This is a genomic window from Frigoribacterium sp. CFBP 8751 (genome assembly GCF_014841545.1).
GTDB lineage: Bacteria > Actinomycetota > Actinomycetes > Actinomycetales > Microbacteriaceae > Frigoribacterium.
This window is the reverse complement of the sequence record NZ_JACYUB010000003.1, coordinates 37,915-56,646: the sequence shown is the minus strand read 5'-3', so window position 1 is coordinate 56,646 and position 18,732 is coordinate 37,915. Positions and strand designations below refer to the sequence as shown.

Below are 18,732 nucleotides of genomic sequence, written 5' to 3'. Positions count from 1 at the left end.
GCGCCGGACCGGATTCGACCGTCACGGCACCAGGCAGATCGTCGTGATGTCGACCGTCGGCCCGGCCCGTACATACGACCACCGCTCGAGCCAGTCGGCTTCGGGGACGATCTGGTCGAAGTCGACCAGGTCCTGCTCGGCCCCGATCCCCTCGCTCGACCAGAGCTCGCGCACGCCGTCGAGGTCGGTGCGGGTGCCCGGCAGCACGTGGACCCCGTCGGGCAGCAGTGGTTCGCCGGACGCGTCGACGAGGCCGTCCGCGGAGTACGAGTAGCTCCACACGACCCCGGGATCGTCGTTGTCGAGGAGGCACTCCTCGCTGTACGCCCGGACGGTCGAGCCGTCGGCGCGCAAGCCCTCGGTCGGATCGCCGCCGAGGGCTCGGACGGTGTCGTCACCGAGCGCGCGTAGCTCGTCGCCGGCCTCCTCGCCCGTGTACCGCTGCTCGGCCACGGACGGCGGCTGCGCCGTCCGGTACCGGTCCGCCGCCACCGAGGAGAACTGCAGGACGACGGCGAGTCCACAGGTCACGAGTCCGACCACGAGCACGAGGGTGGCCACGACGAAGGCCACGCCCGAGAGCGACGGGTCGCGGCGCCGGGCGCGCACCTGCCCGACGAACGCGACCAGCGGCACGCCGACGCCGATCGCGGCACCGACGACGAGCCACCCGGTGAGGCCGAAGCCGCCCGTCGGATCGTCGGTCGGCTCGAGGAGGCGCGACAGGACGGCCGTCAGCTGCACGATCCAGCCCACGACGAGGGCCACCGGCAACGTCAGGGCGACCGCGACGCCGCTGCCCCGACCGGTCGTCGTCGTGTGCTCGGTCGCTGCGCCCTCGACCTGCGCCCCGTCGACCGGCTCCTGTGGTCGTCCGTCCATCCCAGCCCCCTGTCGACGTCCTCAGCCCATCCTGGTCCATCGAGACGAAGGACTGCGGGACACTCCTCCTGACCGGCGTGGGTCGCGACGACCACGTCGACGTGGCCCGGCGACAACCGGTCGGACACCCGGCGACCGCCGCGACGACGACCCCCGACAGGTCACCTGACGTGCGGTGTCACTCCTCGACGTCGACGCCGTCGGTGACGGACTCGACGTCGTGGCCGCTCCATTCCTGCAGCCGCGCGGCGACGATCTCCCGTCTCCCACGAAGGAACCGTGGGACATTCGCGTCCCACAGCTCGGGCCGGGGCAGGAGCACAGCAGGCCTCCGGCCGGTCCACCGGGTCGGGAACACGTGACGGCCGCGGAACGGCACCAGGTAGGCGACGCCGTCGCTCGCCTCGGCGATGGAGTAACCGACACCGATGTGGAGGTCTCTGTCGGCCCCGGGACGGGTGCCGGCCAGCCTCGGACGCGACGGCGGTACAGGCACCGGAAGCACGCCCGGGGAGACTTTCGCGTCGGGGTTCAGCGTCGGCCGGTCGGGTGCGTTGTCCACGCGCGGGTAGCCGTCTTCCCAGCGCCGGACGAACGGCGCCATGGGCAGGACGTGCTGGTAGATGGGGGTGCCTCGGATGGCGAGGCCCCACAGGATGGTCTCGTTCGACACGGTGCAGCGCAGGTACGTGATGATGGTGTACTTCGTGTCGCTGATCAGCAAGTCGACGATCTCGTCGACAGGGACGTCGGCGCGGATGACCTCGAACCGGCCATCGAACAGACGCTCTTCGATGGCACGTTGCGTCGGTCCGACTTCGAGGGCGACCTGCCCGGATGGGTACGTCTGCTCGACCGTCATGGCCTCCGCGTCGCAGCACGGGCATGGTTGCCGGGTGCCGCCGGTCTCCATGCCGACTAACTGCAGCGTCTCGTCGTACCAGGAGTCATCGTCGAACACGACCGTGTGACCCGAATGCTCGATGAGCCGGCTGGTGACGATGTCGTACCGGCCGCGAAGCCACGGCGGGACGACCGCGTCCCACACCTCGGGACGTGGGACACGGACTTCCGGAGGCGACACACCCCACGCCGCCAGCAGCGACCAGCGCCGGTCGCCCTCCGAGTAAACGATGGTCTCCCGCTCCGGATTCGACAGGGTGAACCCGTCACCGGTGAAGAACCGGTGCGCCGCCGGGACAGCCGTGTGACGGGAAGTCTCCAGCGAGACGGCCGGGACCGCTCCCTCGTCGCTCGTCTTCCTCCACCACATGAATCGACTATGCCAGGCCAGAAAGTCCTCGAGCTCCGCCCCGATTCGGCCGAGGTACTCGTCGAGAACACCACCGTGGCTGTGTGTGACGACGTCACGTTCGTCAGCCACTTCCTGAAGCGCGATGCCAGTGGCCGCTTCCCGAACGTGCTCACGGTCGTCTTGCTCAGAGGGTCATTGCTGACCAGCACGTCTCAGGGTGGGCCCTACCGGGCTCGAACCGATGACATCCACGGTGTAAACGTGGCGTGGGGCCCAGCTCCTTACCGCTAGTTGCGCACAACTGCCGGTTTTCTGGGGCGACGAGTGCAACTGAGTGCAAGAGAAAGCAGGGGCGCGCAGCCCGTCACCAACACCGCACCAACACGAAGACGAAGCTGAGACAGTGCGCGAAGCGTCCACCGAGTGGAGACACTGACCGGTCAACCGGTGGCACTGCTGAAGGCCCGACACACCGCTGCGACCTCCGCCTTGAGACGGGTCGAGCGATCAACAGCTCACAGGTCTGAGAATTGCACCGGCAGTACCAATGTCAGCAGTGCTGCCAGGGCAGCATCACCGGCAGTTCCCCAGACGGAGTTCGAGAGCTCACTGGCCTCTGAAGTGACGATCACTGCGTCACGCCCTCCAATTCTGGCAACCACGCGGTCGTAGAAGCGTCCAAGATCACGAGAAGCAGGAGCGATACCAATAAGAATGCACGATTCGCCGCAGCGCGCGGGTGGCTCGTCCTCGCCCAGTGCGAGCGCACGGCGGAAAATCACAGGATCGATTTCGTCGATCCTGGTTCGGATTGCCTCGATCATGTCGTGACGCTCTGGCAGGGCGTGAATACACCTATCCTGGCGATCGCGCAGAAACGCTACGGCCTGCTCCACATGCGCGATCGACGACACCATCGGATTGAGCCCGAGGATCTGGGAGAAGACGACGTTCGTGAGCGCGGACAGGGGGAGGTTCTTCTTGTCCTCCGCGTAGGGCTCGCGCAACTTGAACTCGCCGTCAATGAACTTCTGGAGCAAGCGCTCGAACTGCCGAACACCATAGGTCACAGCATCGGCCTTTGACTGATGCGAATGCTTCTGGTACGACGCCGCTGCGTCACGTGCCGCCATCCAGGCGGCCGTGTAGAGATGCCCGATTGAGTACCGAGCGGCACCGCGATCCGCAATGATTCGAACGTGGTCGGCGTGTTCTTCGAGTGGATCGGGCAGGTTGTGATCCTCGAAGCGAAACGTGAGGTACCGGACAACCTCGCCCGCGACAACTTGCCGCGCCATCTCGACCAGATCGTCTACCTCGCGGTCAAGTGAGCCCAGATCCAAGGATGCGCGCACTTCGTCAACGAGGGTGGTCCAGCGTTCAGGCAGGCCTCCAGCTCCGCCTGCATAGAAGTGGACGTTGGCCGGGTACCAACGGTCCGTCAAATGAATGCCTTCGAAAACGAATCCATCTTCGGGCGAACCCGGATGGACCTGAAGTAGACGTGCTGACCGAGCCGAGCCGAGCGCCAAGCGACTAGCGAGGTCTCGCGTCGGAGCAATCGAGCCATCGTGAACGGGGATGCCCCGGACCAGCCCATCACTCGTCCCACCCGCCGTGATTACCGCGAGAGCGCCCGCTCGCGCTTCGAAGTCAGCCGCCGCGACAAGGTCTGCCGCGTCGAATTCATCGATGGGGTATCGGTCAGCAATCGCCGTTGCTCGTCGCTTCGACATGTCTTCTTGCCGAGAGCGCTGGGCCTCCGCGTTCGCTCGACGCTCTGCTGCGGCCACCGCCTGTGATTCCGCGTGCCGTCGGCGTCCATCTGCGTTGCTGGCGGCTTCGGGTCCGAGCAACTTCCCGACCTGCCTCTCAAACGCAGGGCTGCAAGTTCGACACCTGGGCTTCAGTCCTGAAGCGGCATCCGCGAGCGTCTGGCGCGACGTCAGCGTCAGCGGTTGGCCGCAGGCCGAACAGGCGTAGTCGCCGGCCGTCGCCGTGCAACCTGCTGCAGCAGCGACATGCGCGCTGCTCGCCCAAGAATCGGAGTCGATGTCCCGGGCCGCTCGAACCCAAACCGGGCGGCGAGAAACAGGGTCTACGCCGCTCGCCTCCCAGTAGAGCTGCGCGATCTCAGTCAACTCGACTGCGGCGCCCTCGTTGAGCGTGACTTGGACGCCTTCGGGGAGATCAAATTCGGCCATCGTCCTCGGCCGGTCTCAGAGGAGATCCGCCGAGTCCAGCCCCGCTCGATGGATCGTTCGCCAACCGAAGTCGCGAGCGGCCTTAGGGCCACCAATCCAGGATAGTTCCAGCCACCGACGCCTTAACGCCCATGGCCGCAAACAATCGATGCACAGTCTCACCCGGTTTCGCGCAGTTGCTCCGTTACCGCCTTATTACTGGACTTCGAGTTCGAGCCAGAAAGCAGAGCCCCGGATCTCGGTTTTTATCTCGATCCGGGGCTTTTGTTCGTGGCGGTACCGGTGGAATTCAAACCCCCACGGGAATGGCCGAGGTGCGGCGGACCGCCACACGCGTCACGGGTTCGGACTCCGAGCCGCCCCCGAGTTTTCCCGGGAGAAGCGCGGGATGAGGTCCATGCCGCAACCGTAATGAGGCCGAACCCCTGTGGTCTGGCGTCCTTGGAGGGACTCGAACCCTCAACCCTTTCTTTAGGTCCGGGCCGCGTCCTGCGGCCCCCGATCCGCCTCACTTACCCGGAAGTACGGGCCTTCCAGTGCTTTTGGGGCACATTTCCTTGTCCCTGTAGTTCCCCCAACTTCCCGGCTGCTCCCGCTCTATTCGATGGATAGCGCGGGATGCATTCACGCGGGAGTGCGTCACATCGATTGAAGCGGAACGGGCGAGTGCTCCACCGCTTAGCGGCTGAGCGGGCGAGCGACATTTTGGGCGAACCTACTTGTGTTCGCGAGGCCCCAACCTTCTGAGCCGTGGTCACGTGCTCCGAGGGAGCGACCTAGTGCAGGACGTGCGGCCCTACGGACAACGACAGCGGTTAGCGGGCGCGCCCCGTTGCCATCGAGAACCATCGGGATGCATTTGCGTGGAGCTGTTTAAGTCGACCAAAAAGGTGAGTCAGTTCGGACTGATGGATGACCGACCTCAATGAAGCGTCACTAGCACTCCGAAGTAGGTCACTAGGACTCCGAAGTAGGTCACTAGGACTTCGAAGTAGGCTCGAGGCCTGCGAGTTCGGCGACCTCCTCGCTCTCCTGCAGCCCACCTGGCAATGCCGCCGGCTGCTCGATCTCGAGCGTCTCGACATCGCGTAGCTTCCGAGCGACAGCACGGGTACGAACACCCGCCTCCGAAACAGTCTTTTGAGCAGTCGCAAGCTGCTTCTCCAACTTGTCCCACACGTCGCCGTACTTCTGGAATTCGTCCTTTGCTGCGCTCAGCACCTTCCAGACTTCCGAACTTCGTTGCTCGATCGCGAGCGTTCGGAAGCCCATCTGAAGGCTGTTGAGCAGGGACATGAGCGTCGTCGGTCCCGTGATGAGAACTCGATGGTCGTTCTGCAGTTTGCTGGCAAGTCCAGGTTGACGGACCACTTCGGCGAAGAGCCCCTCGGTCGGCAAGTACATGATCGCGAAGTCGGTTGTCTTGGGAGGAGAGATGTACTTGGACGAGATGAGCTTCGCCTGCGTGAGAATGGCCCTTTCTAGGGTCTTTGCGGCCATGTCCACGAGAGCTTTGTCCCCCGCCTCCTGGGCATTCAGCAAGCGCTCGTAGTCCTCCTGCGGCAGCTTCGAATCGATAGGCAAGTAGACGGCTTCATCGGGAGTGCGCCCAGGAAGCTTGACAGCGAACTCGACGCTCTCGGTTGTCCCCTCTTTCACGACGAGGTTCTGGACGTATTGCTCGTGCGTCAGCAAGTCTTCGAGCTGCCGAGACAACTGGACCTCCCCCCAGCTGCCGCGACTCTTCACGTTCGTGAGTACGCGCTTGAGCCCCCCGACATCCGACGCGAGTGCCTGCATCTCGCCAAGACCCCGCTGGACGAGCTCAAGACGTTCGCTCACCAACGCGAATGACTCACCGAGTCTCTTCTCCAAGGTGCCTTGCAACTTCTCGTCGACCGTCTCGCGCATCTTCTCGAGCTTGGCTTCGTTGCCGGTTCGCAGCTTGTCGAGCTCCTGACGCATCGACTCTTGAAGCTGACCTTGCTTGTCCGCATTGCTCACCTGTAGTTGCTCGATGGTGGCCTTAACCGCCTCGAGCTTCCGTTCGTTACTCGACTTCATGCTGTCGAACTCGACCCGGAGAAGATCTTGAAGTTCTTGCTGCTTGACCGCGTTCTGGTCCGTGAGCACCTGTACCCGCTCGGCATTCTTGGCCAGAGCCGCGGTGTTCGATTGCTCCAGCCTCTCAACGGCCTCTCGAATCTTCTCGAGTTTTGCCTCGTTTGCAAGGCGCAGCTCGTCGAAGTTCGTGCCGACGGACGTGCGAAGGGCGGCATCACCGGCGAGCACTGCTTGCGCATGCTCGTGGAACTTGTCACGAAGGTGGGCGAGCCCTTGGTCCAGGTTGCCGCGCAGCTCGGACTGCGTTGAGCGCTGAAGTTCGACCGCTTGGTCGGCTGCGACCTTGTGCTCGCGCAAAGTGGTCGACACCCGGGCATCCAGGGCTCGCTGCCCCTCGTTGATGGCAGCACCGAGCTCTTGCCTCTGGGCACTGAGGTCTTGACGTATGTCAGCCCCCAGGGACGAGAGGGCTCTCTCGTCGGCTGGCGACGCGGGGCCGACGCCGCCTCCTGGGCGGCGGACAGCCAGCATGATCAAGACAAGGATCGTCAGGACGAGATTGATGATGAGCACAATCGTGCTGATGTCGAGCAAAGCCGCCCCCAGGTTCCGCGCCTGACCCCCAGGCGGGCCTACTTTAGACCGACTTGGCCCAGGGCATCGCCCCCCAACGGTGGGCATTCGACGATGGAAGGTGGACCGGGGTCGATCAGTCAGGCCCGCGGCCCTCCTGAGGCAAGATGCTGTCGACGTACGCGTCCAGCTGGTCTCCGATTCCGCGGAAGTCCCCGTCGCCCAGGGCCTGGATCTGGAGCCCCTCCCACAAGCCGACCAGCTGGACGGCAGCGACGGCGGGCGGCATGAAGCCGTCGCGTCCACCTTCACCGCGAGCGTCCCCGATCAGTCGAGTGAAGTAGGCGATGGCTCGTCGATACCGCTCGGCGAGGTAGCCGTGGGCAGGGTGCCCGACGGCGACGGCCTCGGAGGCGACCCTCGTGTGCAGCTCGATCAGGCCCGGCTCGTCTCTCGCGTCGAGTCGCGCGTCGGCCCCGATCGCCGCGAGTTCCTCGGCGGGCTCGACATCCTCCTGCGCCCGGCTCGCGAGCATCTCGTCTCGACGACGCAGCACGGCCGTGAGCAGCTGCTCCTTGGAACCGAAGTGGTACAGCAAGGTCGACGGACTCACGTTCACCCCGTCCGCGACATCCCTCACACTCGTCCCGTGGTACCCGTGGCGAGCGAAGCGGCTGGTGGCGTCAGAGAGGATCTCTTCTCGCCGCTTCTCCCCCGGGGCGTAGCCGATGCCGCTGCGCTCAGCCATGTCGGCCAACGTCACGACCACCTCCGGGACGCCCACCGACTCGAGGCGGACTCCGAGACCAGCCTCGGCGTCGAGGAACCCAGCCGGCTGGATGTCCCCGGGCAGGTACTGAGCCAGCAGGCGCAGCCCGGTCCACAGCACGAGCGACTGCTCCAGACCCAATGCGGCCACCGACGGCGATCCGTCGAGCCTGCGGCTGATTTCGGCCCATCGCTTCCCGAGCCGCGCACGCGCCTCGACTGCACCGTCGGCGGTCTCCAGCATCGATGCGAGAGTGTCGAACGAGGGCACCGCAGCCGTCGCCCTGGCCACTGCGCCCAGGGACATCTCACCGGCGGCCATTCCGTCGAGCACACGACCGAGCTCGTCGTCGAGCCCCTCGAAGACAGCATCGATCAGGGACGCTTTCGAGCTGAAGTGACGCAGGAGCCCTGGGTGACTGACGCCCGCACCTGCGGCGACGTCACGCAGGGACACCGGCACCAGGCCACGTTCGACGAACGCGATCCGGGCAGCTTCCACGATGTTCCGCCGCGTCTGCCGAGCTCCCGCCGCTCGCCCCTGCACCACGTTCGCCACGCCCCATCGTCCCACCTCAAGTAGTTACCAGTTAATCAGGATTCAGTTACCAACTGTTCCAAATTGCCCTATGCTCGCGTCATCCACCACTGGACCCCGAGAAGGAACCCCATGACAGAGACGTCACCGGCCGACGCCGAGACCTCCCCGCAGCCGTCAGGAACGACAGCCAGCAAGGGCGGCACCGCCAGTCCCACCTACTTCGCCACACTCGGATTCGCGACCTTCGGCTTGTACTTGGCACTGCTGACGCCGGTCTTCGTCTCGATGGCGTTCAAGCTCCAGCACATCACCTCGTCCCCCGAGGCAGCCGTCGGCGCCCTTGGTCTCGTCACGGGTGTCGGCTCCCTGTTCGCTCTCGTCGCGAACCCGCTCGTCGGCCGCCTCTCGGACCGCACGACCTCTCGTTGGGGTCGTCGCAGGCCCTGGATCCTCGGCGGCGCACTCGTGGGCGTCTTGTCGTGCTTGCTCATCGGAGTCGCCGACGAAGTCTGGGTCGTGCTCGTCGGGTGGTGCCTCACCCAGGCCGCGATCAACGGCGCCCTGGCTGCGACGAACGCGACGGTCCCTGACCAGGTGTCGCCCGCGAGGCGCGGACTCGCCTCGGGGATCATCGGCGTCATGACCTCCGTCGCCATCCTCGGCGGCAGCTTCCTCGTCAACTTCATCGCCGGCGACGTCGGGCGGTTCCTCGCGCCCGCGCTCGTCGCACTCGTCGCTGCCGCCGTGTTCGTCATCACCCTCGACGATCGCAAGCTGACGACCGCGCCGCGCGAGCGCTACGGGATCCGCGACTTCTTCGGCTCGTTCGTGTTCGACCCCGTCCGGCACCGGGACTTCGCCCTGGCGTGGCTGACCACGTTCCTCGTGATGTTCGGCTACGCAGGCGTGGCTACCTTCCTGCCCCTCTACCTCAGCGACCGCTTCGCACTCCAGGAACAAGAAGCCATCGGGATCGTCCTGCTCTGCAACCTCGCCTCGACGATCGCCACCGCTGTCTCCGGCGCACTCGCGGGCATCGCCTCCGACCGGACAGGCCGACGGCGTGTGTTCGTCACGGCAGCCGGCGTCATCATGGCAGGAGGGCTGATCCTCATGGCCGTCGCCCCCTCAGTGCCCGTCGTCATCGTCGGACAAGGACTGATCGGCCTCGGCGCGGGCGCGTTCCTCGCCGTCTCGCTCGCCCTGGCGACCCAGGTCCTGCCCGACCCCGCCGACACGGCCAAGGACCTCGGTGTGCTCAACATCGCCAACGCCCTGCCCCAGTCCATCGCGCCGGCGATCGCACCGTTCATCATCGCCGTCGGTGCGACGACCGTCCTCGGCGGCTACACCGTCTTCTATCTCTTCGGCGCCCTCGTCGTCCTGGCTGGCGCCTTCGTGGTCTACCTCATCAAGGGAGTCCGATGACCCACCGTGCCCCGACCACCGTCCCGGACAGCTCCGACCACGAGGTCGAGCACGACATCGACCGTCGCTACCGCGACCCCGATCTCCCCACCGCGGAGCGGGTCGAGATCCTGCTGCGACAGATGACCCTGGCCGAGAAGGCCGGCCTGTTCTTCCACGACATGATCAGCATGGGCGAGGGCGGCGAGCTCTCCGAGGGCGACGAGGAGTTCCACCTGCCCTCGAACGCGACGTTCGTCCTCGAACACCAGATGTCCCACTTCAACCTGCTCACGGGCGGCGACCCCCGTCAGATGGCGGCCTGGCACAACCGCATCCAAGAGCTTGCGGCCTCCACCCGGCTCGGCATCCCCGTCACCATCTCGAGCGACCCCCGGAACTCCTACAGCGACAATCCCCTCGCGGGCCTCCTCGCGGGCAGCTTCTCGGTCTGGCCGGAAGCGCTCGGCCTCGCCGCCACGCGCGACGCGGACCTCGTCCGCCGCTTCGGGGACGTCGTGCGCCGCGAGTACAGGGCCGTGGGCATCCGCGTCGCCTTGCACCCCCAGGTGGATCTCGCGACCGAGCCGCGATGGGCTCGGCAGCTCGACACCTTCGGTGAGGACGTCGAGCTCACCTCGCGCCTCGGCACCGCCTACGTCGAGGGGCTTCAGGGCGACCGTCTCGGCACCGAATCGGTGTCCGCCATGATCAAGCACTTCCCCGGAGGAGGCGCCCAGAAGGACGGCGAGGACCCGCACTTCGGCTACGGCCGCGAGCAGGTCTACCCGGGCGGGCAGTTCGAGCTCCACCTCAAGCCGTTCGAGGCAGCGTTCGCAGCAGGCGTCAGCCAGGTCATGCCGTACTACGGCATGCCCGTGGGCACCGAGCACGAAGAAGTCGGATTCGGGTTCAACCGCTCAGTCATCACAGGTCTGTTGCGGGAGCGGTACGGCTTCGACGGCATCGTGTGCACCGACTGGGGCCTCCTCACCGACTCCGAGGTCTCGGGCGAACCGTTCCCCGCCCGCGCCTGGGGCGTCGAGCACCTCGACCAGAGCGACCGCATGCTCAAGGCGCTCGACGCCGGCGTCGACCAGTTCGGCGGCGAGAAGTGCCCCGACGTCCTGATCGGGCTGGTCACGAGCGGCAGGGTGGACGAGGCCAGGCTCGATCAGTCCGTCCGCCGCCTCCTCCGTGAGAAGTTCATCCTGGGGCTCTTCGACCAGCCTCTCGTCGACGTCGAGGCGGCAGGTCGGATCGTCGGATCACCCGAGTTCATCGCGGCGGGCGAGGAGGCGCAGCGAGCCTCCCTTACGCTCCTCACGAACCGAGCTGCCAACGGAGGCGAGGGAGCAGCCGTCCTGCCGGCCCCGCGCGGCAGCCGACTCTACGTGGAGGGCATCCCACGCGAGATGGCGGCGCTCTACGCCCAGGTGGTCGACACTCCGGAGGCAGCCGACATCGCCGTCATCCGGACGCACGCGCCGTTCGAGACCCGACCGACAGCGTTCGAGAACTACTTCCACGCGGGATCGCTCGAGTTCGCCGCGGAGACCGCCGCCCACCTCCGTGAGATCGCATCGGCCGTCCCGACGATCGTCGACGTCTTCCTTGATCGGCCCGCCGTCCTGACGCCGATAGTCGAGGACGTCGCGGCGATCATCGGCAACTGGGGAGCCGGGCCAGGAGCCCTCCTCGATCTGGTCTTCGGCGAGGCTGCGCCCCGAGGACAGCTCCCCTTCGATCTCCCGTCGAGCACTGAGGCTGTCGAGGCAAGCCGCCCCGACGTCCCGTTCGACACGGCGTCGCCGCTCTTCCGGTTCGGCCACGGACTGACCTACGACGCACCTCCGACTCCCTAATGCCCACCACGCCAGACCCCGAGAGGACAACGATGCTCACCCTCGAGTCCGCCACCCAGACTTTCACCGAACGGTTTGCCGCGTCGGCCCGCGCCACCGAACACGGCAAGGGGCTCATCCCCGGGGGCTACAGCCGTACGTCCTTCAACTTCGGTCCGCACGCCGTCTTCGTCACAGGCGGCAACGGGGCCTTCATCGACACGGTTGACGGCCATCGCCTGATGGACTTCAACAACAACTTCACCGTGAACATCCTGGGACACGGCCACGAGGCCATCTCCGATGCCCTGATCGCAGCGATCCCCAGCGGGGCCTCGTTCGGGAATCCGGTCTCGGAGGAGGCCGAACTCGCGGCGATCCTGATCGACCGCATCGCATCGGTCGAGAAGGTGCAGTTCTCGTGCTCGGCTTCCGAGTCGGTGATGACCGCGGCGCGCATCGCGCGGGCTTACACGGGCAGGACCAAGATCGCGAAGTTCGAGGGCGGTTACCACGGGTTCACCGACCCCGTCAGTGTGTCCGTGCACACGCACGAGGCACCTGAGTACGGGACGGACGGGAATCCGCGACCGGTCGCGGACGATTCCGGCGTGCCGCAGCAGACCGTCGATCTCGTTGTGGTCCTCACGCAGAACGACCTCGTCGGGACCGAGCGCATCTTGCGTGAGCACGGAGCCGACCTCGCTTGCGTCTTCGTCGAGCTGGAGTCAGGAGCCGGCGGCCACGTGATGCTCTCTGACGAGTTCGTGCACATGCTGCGCCGTGTCACCAACGAGCTCGGCATCGTCCTCGTCATCGACGAGACCGCGAACCTCAGGGCGGCTTACCACGGCCTGCAGAGCGTCTACGGCGTCGAGGGCGACCTGACGGTCATGGGCAAGATCATCGGGGGCGGCCTGCCGCTGGGCGCCGTCGGAGGGCGAGCCGACATCATGAGCGTGCTCGAGACCGGACGGGTCGCCATCTCGGGCACTCACCACGGTCATCGCCTCGCCCTGGTCGCCGGCATCGCGTGCATGCGTGCGCTCGACATGGCCGCCTACGACCGCCTCAACTCCATGGCCGGGCGCATCCTCGCCGACCTGAGCTCCTGGGCGGCAGAACGGAACAGCCCCTTCACCATCTTCGGCCGGGGTTTCTCGTCCCTCGCCTACGCCTACTGCAACGAGCCTGGCCAGCAGGTCACGACGCACCGCGACTACTGGCACAAGGTCGATGCGGAGGGGACGCAAGCGCTCTCTCTGGAGCTGGCAAACCGTGGTTTCTTCCCGGTCGCCCGTGGAGAACTGTCACTCTCCCTCGCGATGACCGACGACGACATCTCCGCGTTCATCCAGACCGTGAAGGACATCGTCACGGATCTCGAGTCCTGACCGGGTCGGGAGCTGCCGAGCAGGGGCACACCAGGCCTTCTCGTCACCGGCCCACCGGCGCCGTGACGAGGTGCGGGCGCCCGGTCAACGGGTGCTCGGTGATCGCCGAACGGCAGCCGAAGACTTCTTCCGTGAGCCCGGATGTGAGCACCTGAACGGGGTGCCCGGAGGCGCGGATGCGCCCTTCGTGCACGACGAACAGATGATCGGCGTGGGCAACGGCGTGGTCCAGGTCGTGCAGCACGACGACCCTGGTCAGGTCGACGTCCTCGAGGAGGGCGAGCAGGTCGTGCTGCGCCCGGACGTCGAGGTGGTTGGTGGGTTCATCGAGCAGCAGCACAGGCGCATCCTGGGCCAGGGCCCTGGCGAGGAGCACTCTCTGGCGCTCGCCACCGGAGAGCGTCAGGTAGCGCCGGTCGAGGAGGTGCGCGGCGCCGCATTTCTCGAGGGACAGCCGCATGATCTCGCGATCCGCCGCGGACTCCACGGCGAACCATCTCTGGTGAGCATGGCGTCCGGTCGCGATCACGTCTCGGACGAGGAGGCTGTCGTTCGTCGTCTGGTGCTGGGTGACGACTGCGCGGAGTCGTGCGGCGTGGCGAGGGGTGATCGTCGAGACGTCGGTGTCACCGATGAGGATGCTTCCCGAATCGGGCTGCAGGGCTCGATACATCGCGCGGAGGAGGGTCGACTTCCCCGAGCCGTTCGGGCCCACGATCGCGACGAACGAGCCCTGCTCCACCTCGAGGCTCAGGTCGTGGATGAACGGGCGTCCGCCCAGGCTGATGGTGACGTGGTCGAGGGAGACCCTCATGCTCGCTTCCCCTCGGAGTTCATCAGCCAGAGGAAGAAGGGGCCGCCGATGAGGGCGGTGAACACGGTGAGCGGGTACTCGTTGGGGCTGCCGACAGTGCGTGCGACGAGATCGACGAGGATGAGGAACAGCGCCCCCGCGATCGCCGAAACCGGCAGCAGGCGCCTGTGGTCTGACCCGACGAGCAGCCGCATCGCGTGCGGGATGATGAGGCCGACGAAGCCCACTCCCCCGGCCACGCTCACCGCCACCGCCGTGAGGACTGCCGAGACCAGCAGCAGCCCGAGTCGGGTGCGCCGCAGGTCGACGCCGACTGCGGTGGCGTCGTCGTCGCCGAGTGCGAGAGCGTTCAGGCCTCGCGACTGAGCGAGCAACCACGCCCCCGCGACGACGAGGACCACCGCGGGCAGGACCAAGGCCGACCACCGTGCCCCGGCGACACTTCCCATCATCCAGAACAGGATGCCTCGCAGCTCACCGGGATCCGCGTGGAGCTGGACGAAGCTCGTGCCGGCCATGGCGACGTAGCCCAGGGCGACCCCCGACAGCACGAGCCTCATGTCGGTGAACGAGCCAGACCGCTGCGCGAACGCGAAGACCAGTCCGAGCAGCCCGATCGCCCCGACGAAGGCGGCGACGGAGGTCGTGACGCCCAGCAGGGCGGCCGACCCGAAGGCCATCACCAGGACGGCCCCGAAGGAGGCGCCCGAAGACACCCCGATGATGTACGGGTCCGCCAGGGGGTTGCGGAGCAGCCCCTGGAGAGCTGCCCCCGCGAGGGCGAAGGATGCCCCGACGATCCCGGCGAGGACGACCCGGGGAGCTCGCAGCTCCCAGATGATCCTCTGGTCGAGGGGATCGATCGAGCCCCTGTCCCCGCTGAGGTTGCCGACGACGGTCCGCACGACCGCCTCGGGGCTCACGGAGACGCTGCCGATCGAGACCGCCACGACGGCGACGACGGTCGTCGCGGCGGCCAGGACGACCATCCACGCGAGCAGCGAGCCCTGTCGCGTCGGCGACGTACGAACCTCCACGAGCCCCGGCCGATCAGAAGGCGTCGGGGTGCGCAGCGCGAGCGATCTTGTCGATCGCGGCGGCGTTCGTCGGCCCGACGTACACCCCGTCCGACACGGTCACGTAGCTGTTGTTCTTGGCTGCGTCCCACTGCGGGTACTCGGCGAAGAGCGCTGCCGCCTCAGCGTCGAGGTCTTCTCCCCGAGTGAACCCGCCGACGACCAGGATGTCCACATCGGCGGAGGATAGCTGCTCTTCGTCGATGGCCGAGGTGAAGGTCAACCCGCTGTCCTTCAGTGCGCCCGAGACCCCTGCGCGGGCGAGGACGTCGTCGAAGATCCCCCCGAGGAACACGGCGGGCATCCCGTTGGGCGTCATCATCGACATGCCGGGGAACACGATCAGCCCCGTGGGCTCTTCCTTGCCCTCGACGGCTGCCGACACGGCGTCGATCTGACCGCGCAGGTCATCCACGAGGACCTGCGCCTCGTCCTGCACGTCGAAGACGTTGCCGACCAAGTTGAGGAAATCGAAGGACGACTCCACGGTGGCCTCGTCGAACGCGCCGAGTTCTTCCTCTGTCGCGTCCTCCTTGCCCATGGCGCAGTTGGCAGGGTTGACGAGGGTCTCGATGCCCGCCTCGGCGAGCTCCTCCCGTGACGACTGACCGGAACTCGGGTCGAACCCTCCCGAGGTCGTCGCGATGACGAGGTCCGGCTCGAGCGCGAGGAGCTGCTCGGCGGGGATCTCGAAACTGCCGGCCATGTCGACGTCTCCCGTCGGGAGCGCGTCGATCTGCTCGACCAGTCCCGGCATGTCGGACATGCCGTAGTTCTGGGTGTTCGCGAGGATCGTGTCCTCGAGATCGAGCATCACGAGTGATTCCACCTCGGAGACCGACGCTCCGTTCATCAGGACGACTCGGGAGGGCCGCTCGTCGAACGTCTGGGTGAGGCCGCAGTTCTCGACGCTGAGGGGATACGACGTCGGCCCGCCGGTGAGCGTCGTCCCGTCGCCGACCGGGCCGGCTGAATCGGCAGGAGACGTAGTGGCCGAGCACCCCACCAGGGCGGTGAGGGTGACGAGTGATCCGAGGGCCAGCGCGGTACGTGATCTGGCGAAGTGCATGGGAAGGCCTTTCTTTAGAGGGAATGATTGACTCTACAAGTTGTAGAACACAGCGACACGCGGATTCCTCCACGTCGACACACCGTGCGCCGCATGGCGAACGGATGCCCGTGCAGTGTCAGCGTGCGGGGGCGCGGAGCTCTTCGACGAGCGGTGCGAGGAAGTCGCGAGAGAGGTCGGTCAGTGCCGGGCCGGCCTTCTCGGGAGTGCCCGTGTCGATTGGGGGCTCGGGGGCGTACTCGGCGCCCAGAACGGCGAAGCGTGCCATCTCGTCCCCGCACAGGTACGAGACCAGCTTGATGGCGAGGTCCATCCCCGCGGTGACTCCCGCCGCGGTCAGCCGGTTGCCGTCCTCCACCACGCGCTCATTCACCTCGACGGCGCCGTAGCCGGCCAGGAGGTGCCGGACGGACCAGTGCGACGTCGCACGTCGTCCCTCGAGGAGGCCTGCGGCGGCGAGAGCGATCGAGCCGGAGCAGACGCTGGTGACGTAGGTCGCCTGGTCGCCGAGGCGTCGCAGGTCGGCCATGGCACGGGCGTCACGGAGGAGGATGCCCGTGTCGCCACCGGGCACGAGGAGGACTTCCGGGGCGACACGCATGCCGTGGAGCGCCAGCGCGGGCACCAGGGCCACACCGCTGCTGCTCAGCACCGCTTCATCCGCGGAGCCCGTCGTGACGAAGTGCACGTCCGCGCCCGTCGCTGCCAGGAAGTGGAAAGGACCGACGACGTCGAGAAGCTCGAAGCCGGGGTGCAGGACGATCAGGATCGTCTTGCCCGTGGCGAAGCGCATCCCGGGCCGCGCGGCGAGGGTGTGGTGAGCGGCGATCGAACGGTCGATGGCGTCCTGCTTGGCGGGGTCGTCGCCGACCACGCTGAACAAGGTGCTCCCGGTCGGGTCGTTCCCTGCCGTGTGTCCGGGCAGCGCCGCAGTCTCGGCGGTGTCGTTGAGTTCGTCGTTCACGTGTGGTTCTCCTTCTCGTAGTGGTCGTGACCGGTCGGGGTCGGCCGTCAGCTGTCCGCGTAGACGAGCTGGAGGCGGCCGGTGAGCGGGTTGACGAGCGTGTCGGCGCGGACGCCGAACACGCGCTGCAGCAGCTGCGGGGTGAAGACCTCGCCCGGCAGTCCCGAGGCGACGACCCGGCCGTGTTCGAGCACGACGATCTCGTCGCAGTAGGACGCCGCGAGGTTCAGGTCGTGCAGCGTGACCAGGGTCGTGACGTCGAGCGCCCGGACGAGAGCGAGCAGCTGGAGCTGGTGTCGGATGTCGAGATGATTGGTGGGCTCGTCGAGAACGAGGAGCCGCGGCTCCTGCGCGAGCGCGCGGGCGAGCTGCACGCGTTGCCGTTCTCCACCCGAGAGCGTGCTCATGCCACGGTCGGCGAAGTCCTCGACACCGGCCCTCCTCATCGCCAGCTCGACGACTCGCCCGTCCTCGGCACGGCCCGATCCGAGCAAGCTGCCGTGCGGTAGGCGTCCGGTCGTGACGCAGTCGACGACGGTGAGTTCGAGGTCGACGGGGCTGTCCTGGACGACCGCTGCGGTGATGCGCGCCGCCTCCTTGGCCGACATCGACCACACGTCACGATCCTCGGCGAGCACGGTCCCCTTGGCCGGCCGCAGCATGCGGTAGATCGTCCGCAGGAGCGTCGACTTGCCGCTCCCGTTCGGGCCCACGAGGCCGACGACGTTCCCGTGGGCACTCAGGGCCACCTCTTCGATGATCCGGCGTCCGGCGAGGTCGACGCTGACGCCTTCGACGCGGAGCGCTCCGCCTGCCCTGACGCTCATCGTCCGCTCCGCCCGGAGCGGCGCAACAGCCAGAGGAAGAACGGTGCACCGACGACGGAGGTGAGGAGGCCGACCGGCACCTCGGTCGGCGCGAGAAGCAGCCGGGCACCGATGTCCACCAGCACCAGGAGGAGCCCTCCGGCGAGAGCGGACGCAGGAAGCACCCAGCGGTGGTCGGAGCCGATCACCATGCGGACGGCGTGCGGCACGACGAGTCCGACGAACCCGATGGAGCCGCTGACCGCCACGACGACGCCGACGAGCAACGAGGTGATGACGAACAACCCCAGTCGCACCCGGCCGACGTCGACACCTAGGCTCGCGGCCGTCTCGTCACCGGTGAGGAACGCGTTGAGGACGGGAGCGAGGAGCACCAGCACGGCCGTCGACGCGACCAGCACGAGGGCCGGCACACCCAGGTCGCTCCAGGTCGCCGCGGCGAGGCTGCCGGCGAGCCACGAGAGCACCGGCCCGACGCCCTGGTTCGTGCCGCTCGACCGGAGGACGAGGTAGCTCGTGACGGAGCTCAGCAGGTACGACAACGCGACGCCCGCGAGCAGCAGCCTGTTCGGTGTGACGCGCCCTCCCTGCTGGGCGAGCACGAAGACGAGGAGTGTCGCGACGAGAGCTCCAACGAAAGCGGCCAGCGGTGTGGACACGGAGGCGAGGGCACCGGTCGTGAGGGTGAGCGCTGCGACCGCGGCGACGGAGGCGCCCGACGAGACACCGAACACGAACGGGTCTGCCAGGGGGTTCCGCACGACGGCTTGGAGGACGGCACCCGCGACCGCGAGGGCCGCTCCGACGACGAGGCCGAGCAGGGCGCGAGGAAGACGGAACACCCACACGATCTGGTCGTCGAGACCGTCGACCTGGCCGAGGGCCCACGGCGCCAGGCGCCCGCCGACGACCTCGAGGACTCGACTCGGCGCGATGCCGACGCTGCCGACAGCCACGGACAGGACGACGGCGACGAGGCAGGCGGCGACGAGCGCGCCGACCATCAGCTTCGGGCGACGGGGAGCCGGTCGCCGAGTCACGGCGGCCCCC

At 67.1% G+C, this 18,732-nt stretch carries 14 protein-coding genes and 1 tRNA gene; 3 read left to right on the top strand and 12 right to left on the bottom strand.

Going from position 1 to position 18,732, the window contains the following annotated elements; genetic code table 11:
- Positions 1-21 precede the first annotated feature (21 nt).
- From IFT88_RS09520 to IFT88_RS17640, 6 genes are all read right to left on the bottom strand, one after another.
- Positions 22-882, bottom strand: coding sequence for a hypothetical protein (locus IFT88_RS09520; protein ID WP_192120312.1), 861 nt, complete (start codon positions 880-882; stop codon positions 22-24).
- A gap of 178 nt (positions 883-1,060) precedes the next feature.
- Entirely contained in the window at positions 1,061-2,266 is a 1,206-nt protein-coding gene (locus tag IFT88_RS09515; protein ID WP_192120305.1) for a hypothetical protein, read from the bottom strand.
- Positions 2,267-2,355: 89 nt separating this feature from the next.
- Positions 2,356-2,423: transfer RNA gene (locus IFT88_RS09510), tRNA-Val, on the bottom strand.
- Positions 2,424-2,652: 229 nt separating this feature from the next.
- Positions 2,653-4,341, bottom strand: coding sequence for a hypothetical protein (locus IFT88_RS09505; protein WP_192120303.1), 1,689 nt, complete (start codon positions 4,339-4,341; stop codon positions 2,653-2,655).
- 978 nt (positions 4,342-5,319) lie between these two features.
- Positions 5,320-6,999: a DNA recombination protein RmuC gene (rmuC, locus tag IFT88_RS09500; RefSeq protein ID WP_249408953.1), complete on the bottom strand. Its 1,680-nt coding sequence runs from the start codon at positions 6,997-6,999 to the stop codon at positions 5,320-5,322.
- Between the two features lie 115 nt (positions 7,000-7,114).
- Positions 7,115-8,305, bottom strand: a complete 1,191-nt coding sequence (locus IFT88_RS17640) for a TetR family transcriptional regulator (protein WP_199859131.1) — start codon at positions 8,303-8,305, stop codon at positions 7,115-7,117.
- Positions 8,306-8,416: 111 nt separating this feature from the next.
- On the opposite strand from IFT88_RS17640, the gene IFT88_RS09490 reads away from it, so the two are divergent.
- Genes IFT88_RS09490 through IFT88_RS09480 form a run of 3 tightly spaced genes read left to right on the top strand, consistent with a single transcriptional unit; the run spans position 8,417 to position 12,932 of the window.
- On the top strand, positions 8,417-9,715 hold the full coding sequence (locus IFT88_RS09490; RefSeq protein ID WP_192120298.1) for an MFS transporter: 1,299 nt from the start codon (positions 8,417-8,419) through the stop codon (positions 9,713-9,715).
- On the top strand, positions 9,712-11,559 hold the full coding sequence (locus IFT88_RS09485) for a glycoside hydrolase family 3 protein (protein ID WP_192120296.1): 1,848 nt from the start codon (positions 9,712-9,714) through the stop codon (positions 11,557-11,559). The genes IFT88_RS09490 and IFT88_RS09485 overlap by 4 nt, the downstream gene beginning before the upstream one ends.
- Before the next feature lie 32 nt (positions 11,560-11,591).
- A complete protein-coding gene (locus tag IFT88_RS09480) occupies positions 11,592-12,932 on the top strand; it encodes an aspartate aminotransferase family protein (RefSeq protein ID WP_192120294.1) in 1,341 nt (446 codons plus the stop codon).
- A gap of 43 nt (positions 12,933-12,975) precedes the next feature.
- Here the strand turns inward: IFT88_RS09480 and IFT88_RS09475 are convergent, their stop codons facing one another.
- The 6 genes from IFT88_RS09475 to IFT88_RS09450 form a co-directional block, all read right to left on the bottom strand.
- Entirely contained in the window at positions 12,976-13,746 is a 771-nt protein-coding gene (locus IFT88_RS09475) for an ABC transporter ATP-binding protein (protein ID WP_192120292.1), read from the bottom strand.
- Positions 13,743-14,783 (bottom strand): FecCD family ABC transporter permease, encoded by a 1,041-nt coding sequence (locus tag IFT88_RS09470; RefSeq protein WP_267658545.1) that lies wholly within the window; start codon positions 14,781-14,783, stop codon positions 13,743-13,745. The genes IFT88_RS09475 and IFT88_RS09470 overlap by 4 nt, the downstream gene beginning before the upstream one ends.
- Before the next feature lie 13 nt (positions 14,784-14,796).
- Positions 14,797-15,891, bottom strand: a complete 1,095-nt coding sequence (locus IFT88_RS09465) for an ABC transporter substrate-binding protein (RefSeq protein ID WP_192120290.1) — start codon at positions 15,889-15,891, stop codon at positions 14,797-14,799.
- A gap of 118 nt (positions 15,892-16,009) precedes the next feature.
- A complete protein-coding gene (locus tag IFT88_RS09460) occupies positions 16,010-16,855 on the bottom strand; it encodes a DJ-1/PfpI family protein (RefSeq protein ID WP_192120288.1) in 846 nt (281 codons plus the stop codon).
- Between the two features lie 47 nt (positions 16,856-16,902).
- Positions 16,903-17,682, bottom strand: a complete 780-nt coding sequence (locus IFT88_RS09455; protein ID WP_192120286.1) for an ABC transporter ATP-binding protein — start codon at positions 17,680-17,682, stop codon at positions 16,903-16,905.
- Positions 17,679-18,722 carry a FecCD family ABC transporter permease gene (locus IFT88_RS09450; protein WP_267658547.1) on the bottom strand — a complete coding sequence of 348 codons (1,044 nt, stop codon included), beginning with the start codon at positions 18,720-18,722 and terminating at the stop codon, positions 17,679-17,681. Before IFT88_RS09450 ends, IFT88_RS09455 begins: the two co-directional genes overlap by 4 nt.
- Positions 18,723-18,732: the final 10 nt, after the last annotated feature.

Excerpts from the sequence above, each read along its gene's own strand:
- IFT88_RS09465 (WP_192120290.1), bottom strand. The coding sequence starts at position 15,891 with ATGCACTTCGCCAGATCACGTACCGCGCTGGCCCTCGGATCACTCGTC.
- IFT88_RS09480 (WP_192120294.1), top strand. The coding sequence starts at position 11,592 with ATGCTCACCCTCGAGTCCGCCACCCAGACTTTCACCGAACGGTTTGCC.
- IFT88_RS09505 (WP_192120303.1), bottom strand. The coding sequence starts at position 4,341 with ATGGCCGAATTTGATCTCCCCGAAGGCGTCCAAGTCACGCTCAACGAG.
- IFT88_RS09475 (WP_192120292.1), bottom strand. The coding sequence starts at position 13,746 with ATGAGGGTCTCCCTCGACCACGTCACCATCAGCCTGGGCGGACGCCCG.
- IFT88_RS09485 (WP_192120296.1), top strand. The coding sequence starts at position 9,712 with ATGACCCACCGTGCCCCGACCACCGTCCCGGACAGCTCCGACCACGAG.
- IFT88_RS09490 (WP_192120298.1), top strand. The coding sequence starts at position 8,417 with ATGACAGAGACGTCACCGGCCGACGCCGAGACCTCCCCGCAGCCGTCA.
- IFT88_RS09455 (WP_192120286.1), bottom strand. The coding sequence starts at position 17,682 with ATGAGCGTCAGGGCAGGCGGAGCGCTCCGCGTCGAAGGCGTCAGCGTC.
- IFT88_RS09520 (WP_192120312.1), bottom strand. The coding sequence starts at position 882 with ATGGACGGACGACCACAGGAGCCGGTCGACGGGGCGCAGGTCGAGGGC.